Source organism: Alistipes sp. CAG:29, from assembly GCF_000435435.1.
GTDB classification, from domain to species: domain Bacteria; phylum Bacteroidota; class Bacteroidia; order Bacteroidales; family Rikenellaceae; genus Alistipes; species Alistipes onderdonkii.
Window position 1 is genome coordinate 19182 of record NZ_FR893399.1, and the last position, 4580, is coordinate 23761.

Consider the following 4580-nt stretch of genomic DNA (forward strand, 5'->3'; position numbering starts at 1 on the left):
GCCCCCCGCGCCGGGGGACAACGTATGTGGGCTGGTGCTCTGCGGTGCCGGCTTCGGGCTTTTCCAGTCGCCCAACAACAGCATCCTGATCGCCTCGGCTCCGCACGAGAGGAGCGGAAGCGCCAGCGGCATGCTCGCTACGGCGCGTCTCATAGGCCAGACCACGGGTGCGGCCCTGATGGCGCTGCTGTTCCACATCGTCCCCGACGACAGCACCCACACGGCACTCCTGCTCGCCGGCGGGTTCGCACTCACAGGAGCCGTCGTCAGCCTTACCCGTATCCGGCTACCCCTGCCCGAAGGGTTGGCCCGGCACAAGAGATAATTCCCCGGGCAGGCGGAACGACGGACACTCCGGCAGGTATCGGCACCGCCCATGCAACCCGGCACAGCACGCACGGCAAACACACAAGACAACCACACAAACAACAGCATACAACAACACTAATCCCAGCATGAAATACCCCTTGCTCCTCGCCGTCCTGTTCTCCTGCATCGGGATGGCGCCCGCACGACAAACCCCGCCTTCACCCTCCGATACGGTACAACGTGCAACGGCCGCTCTGCAAACCGACAATGCATCGATCTGCACCCCGCACGCAACCGGCGCGGAGACACCCCCTACACTGCACCCCGACACCGCACAACCATCCGCCCGGACGCAATTCATCCGCCCGCCCTACCTGCGGCCCGGCGACACGGTGGGCATCGTCACCCCGGCGCGGAAACTGTCGGAGAAGGCCGACACGGCAAAAGTGCGCGAGCGCTTCGAATCGTGGGGCCTGAAGGTTAAGTTCGGGCCGCATACCGCCGACCGCGAGCAACCCTATTTCGCAGGTACCGATGCCCAGCGCGCCGCCGACCTGCAGGCGATGATCGACGACCCCGGCGTAAAAGCCGTCGTCAGCTTCCAGGGCGGTTACGGCTCGGTACGGCTGCTGCCGCTCATCGACCTCAGCCACCTGCGCGAGCACCCAAAATGGGTCGTCGGGTTCAGCGACGTCACGATGCTCCACCTGGCACTGGGACGGCTGGGCGTTGAGAGCCTCCATGCCACCATGCCGGGCAAGTTCCGCTTCGGGAGCGAGGAGACCGCCGACGCGATCGTCTCCGACGAAGCGCTGCGCAGTGCTCTGCTGGGACTGCGGCAGCGTATCGACACCGGCCCACACCCGCTCAACTGCCCGGGCACGGCCCGCGGACGCCTCACGGGCGGCAACCTTGCGATCGTCTGCTCGTCGCTCGGCACACCCGAGGAACCCGACTTCGACGCCCCCACGGTGCTCTTCATCGAGGAGGTCGGCGAACACATGTACCGCCTCGACCGCATGATGCAACAACTCGCCCGGAGCGGAAAGCTCGCCAAATGCAAAGCCATCCTCGTCGGGCATTTTTCCGACATGGCCGGACAAAAACATTTCGGCATCACCGACCCCTACGACATCGTTGCGCAATACGTGCGGCCGCTGGGAATCCCGGTCGTCTTCGGCCTGCCCGCGGGGCACGAAGACCCCAATGTGGCGCTTTACATGGGACGCGAAGTCACCGTCACGGTGGGCGAAACGGGTGCCGTCATCGAATTCTGACGAAGGAAGCGGGGCGCAGCGGAACGGCCCGACTCCGCCCGGACAGCAGGGCGGCGGGGCAACCGTCCCGGGCAAAGCCGCCGGGCTGCGGCGGAGCGGCGAAAGCCTTCCGCTCCGGGCCATCGCCCTCCGCAAAAAATAAACCCGCCGGGGAACGGGCTTGCCATATTTTTACTATTTTTGTAAAAGGAGGGATACGTAGCCCTGTGAAAGGCGCGGGAAACCGTCCCCGGAAACGAAATACGGATTATCGGAAATCTAAAACACTACGCATATGTTCTCAGCAAAAACCTACGCCGCGCGCCGCAACATGCTGCGCACCAAAATCGGGTCGGGCATCGTCCTGTTCCCGGGCAACCCCCTGTCACCCAACAACTACCCGAACAACGCCTACTATTTCCGGCAGGATTCGTCGTTCCTCTACTATTTCGGGCTGAACGTCCCCTCGCTGGCGGGCCTGATCGACGCCGACACGGGCGAAGAGGCACTCTACGGCGACGATTTCACGGTCGAGGACATCATCTGGACAGGCCCGCAGCCCACGTTGCGCGAGCTGGGCGCAAAGGTCGGCATCACAGCGACATATCCCCTCTCCGAACTCGAGAAACGGCTCCGCAAAGCCATTTCGCTGGGGCGCAAAATCCATTTCCTGCCCCCTTACCGCGGAGAGACAAAGCTTTGGCTGTCGTCGCTGCTGGGTATCAAACCCGCACTGCTGCACGACTACAAGTCGGTAGACCTGATGTTCGCCGTGGCCGAAATGCGCGAGAAAAAGAGCGCCGAGGAGATCGAAGAGATGGAGCGCGCGTTCCAAATCGGCTACAAGATGCACACGCTGGCCATGAAGATGTGCCGCCCGGGCGTCGTCGAGCGCGAAATCGCGGGCGCCATCGAAGGCGTCGCCAAATCCTACGGTTCGGGCGTGTCGTTCCCGTCGATCGTCTCGCAGCACGGCGAAACGCTGCATAACCTCAACGCCGACGGCGTACTGGAAGAGGGGCGTCTGCTGCTGTGCGACGCGGGCGGCGAAACGGTCGACAACTACTGCTCCGACCACACCCGCACCTACCCCGTAAGCGGGAAATTCACGCAGAAACAGAAGGATGTCTACAACATCGTGCTGGCGGCACACGACCATGTGGCCAACATCGTCAAACCGCACATGATGTACTCCGAGATACACAACGCCGCCTACACGACGCGGGCCGAAGGGCTTGCCGGAATAGGGCTGATCAAGGGATCGGCGGCCGACGCCGTGGCCGCGGGTGCCATGACGATGTTCATGCCCCACGGGCTGGGACACGGGCTGGGCATGGACGTGCACGACTGCGAGGCGATGGGCGAGCGGAGCTTCGACTTCTCCTCGATCGCCCAACGCGCCGCCAAGTCCGCGACCTGCATCTACCGTGCGGCGTGGCGCCTCGAACCGGGGACGGTAATGACCGACGAACCTGGGCTCTACTTCATCCCGGCGCTGATCGACAAATGCCGGGCCGAGGGCCTTTACAAGGGGATCGTCGATTACGACGCCCTGGAGGGCTACCGCGACTTCGGCGGCATCCGCATCGAGGACGACATCCTCGTGACGGAGAGCGGCAGCCGTATGCTGGGCGACAAGAAGATACCCGTCACGGTCGAGGAGCTCGAAGCAGTCGTAGGCCGGTAAGGTGAAACGGATTTTCATTTTCCCGACCATCGAGGAGGCCAAGGCCTTCATCCTCACCGAGCCCCGCGACCCGGTATTCGTCGGCGGGGTGGGCATGGCCGAAATCGCGGCGGCGACGCTGCGCGCCGTGAAAGCCAAAAAGCCGCAGTTGGTGGTGCTGGCCGGCATTGCCGGCGCCTGTGACCGGACATTGCGGCGCGGCGAGGTGGTCGAAGTGGTCACCGAACGCATAGCGGGCATCCCCGAGCGTTACGCCCGCGAATACGAGACCTCGGGCCCCGACCTGGGGCTGCCCCTTGCAGCCGGGGTCACCGTCAGCCGTTCGGGCGACGGAGCCGCGGCAAAGGACGGGCCGAAAAGCGCGGCGGAAGGCACCGGGCACGCGGCAGGGGACGCCGGGTTCGCGGAGCCGCACCCCGGATTTACGGCAGACGACAGGGCGGGACACGCAGCGGACGGCACCCAACGCCAGACGCCGGAAGGAAACCCGGAGAACACGTCGGAAGGGTACCTGCCGGAAGTGGAGAACATGGAAGGCGCAGCCTTTTTCGCCGTATGCGACGCGCTGGGCGTCGCGTGCTGCCAGATACGTGCCGTGTCGAACTACGTCGGCGAACCCTTTGGCCAGTGGGCTGTGGAGGAGGCCGTCGGGAACCTGACGGAAAAGTTAAACCAAATATTCGAAAACAATGAATAAAAATTGGATGCTCTGGGCGGGACTGATCCTGATACTGGTCGTCTTCATCCTGGTCTGGCAATTCGCCCCCGCCATCCAGCGGTGGCTGGCCAACGTATTTATCGACATCATCGTCCTCGTGCTGACCTTCGCCGCCGGATGGCTGCTGGGTCGTTTCGGGGGTAAACGCAACCGCAGCGACAACGAGAAAAACGCCCGCAACATCACCGAGGCGCAAAAACGGTGAGGCTGAAGCTGCATATCTCGCCGTGCCCGAACGACACTTTCATGTTCGACGCGCTCGTTAACGGGCGCATCGACACGGGCAGCCTGCGCTTCGAGGTCGAATACCACGACATCGAGGAGCGTAACCGCGGTGCCGGGCTGGGACGTGCCGACATCAGCAAGATAAGTTGCGCCGTACTGCCCGCCATCGCGGAACATTACGCGCTGCTCGACAGCGGTGCGGCACTCGGACGCGGCAACGGGCCGTTGCTGGTACGCCGCGCAGGCGATACGCGGCCGATACGCCGCGTGACCGTCCCGGGGCTGCACACAACGGCCAATGCCCTGATGGGCAAACTCTTCCCCCAAATCGAGGAGTGTACACCGCTGCTCTTCTCCCGAATCGCGGCGGCCGTCGAGCGGGGCG

The 4580-nt window shown here is 63.9% G+C and carries 6 protein-coding genes; all 6 read left to right on the forward strand.

The window, feature by feature from the left end:
* Positions 1 to 325 (forward strand): MFS transporter (locus tag QVP03_RS01110; protein WP_369677378.1); only part of this gene is annotated, 325 nt, incomplete at its 5' end.
* Positions 326 to 455: 130 nt separating this feature from the next.
* On the forward strand, positions 456 to 1586 hold the full coding sequence (locus QVP03_RS01115) for a S66 peptidase family protein (RefSeq protein WP_022331845.1): 1131 nt from the start codon (positions 456 to 458) through the stop codon (positions 1584 to 1586).
* A gap of 274 nt (positions 1587 to 1860) precedes the next feature.
* The gene (locus tag QVP03_RS01120) at positions 1861 to 3252 is read left to right on the forward strand and encodes an aminopeptidase P family protein (protein WP_022331846.1); all 1392 of its coding nucleotides are present in this window, start codon (positions 1861 to 1863) and stop codon (positions 3250 to 3252) included.
* A gap of 1 nt (position 3253) precedes the next feature.
* On the forward strand, positions 3254 to 3949 hold the full coding sequence (locus QVP03_RS01125) for a phosphorylase family protein (RefSeq protein WP_022331847.1): 696 nt from the start codon (positions 3254 to 3256) through the stop codon (positions 3947 to 3949).
* Positions 3942 to 4175: a hypothetical protein gene (locus tag QVP03_RS01130; protein ID WP_055202212.1), complete on the forward strand. Its 234-nt coding sequence runs from the start codon at positions 3942 to 3944 to the stop codon at positions 4173 to 4175. Before QVP03_RS01125 ends, QVP03_RS01130 begins: the two co-directional genes overlap by 8 nt.
* Positions 4172 to 4580: MqnA/MqnD/SBP family protein (locus QVP03_RS01135; RefSeq protein ID WP_303645447.1), on the forward strand; the 409-nt coding region annotated here is incomplete at its 3' end. The genes QVP03_RS01130 and QVP03_RS01135, both read left to right, overlap by 4 nt.

Coding starts and splice junctions, on each gene's coding strand:
- QVP03_RS01115 (WP_022331845.1), top strand. CDS start 456: ATGAAATACCCCTTGCTCCTCGCCGTCCTGTTCTCCTGCATCGGGATG.
- QVP03_RS01120 (WP_022331846.1), top strand. CDS start 1,861: ATGTTCTCAGCAAAAACCTACGCCGCGCGCCGCAACATGCTGCGCACC.
- QVP03_RS01130 (WP_055202212.1), top strand. CDS start 3,942: ATGAATAAAAATTGGATGCTCTGGGCGGGACTGATCCTGATACTGGTC.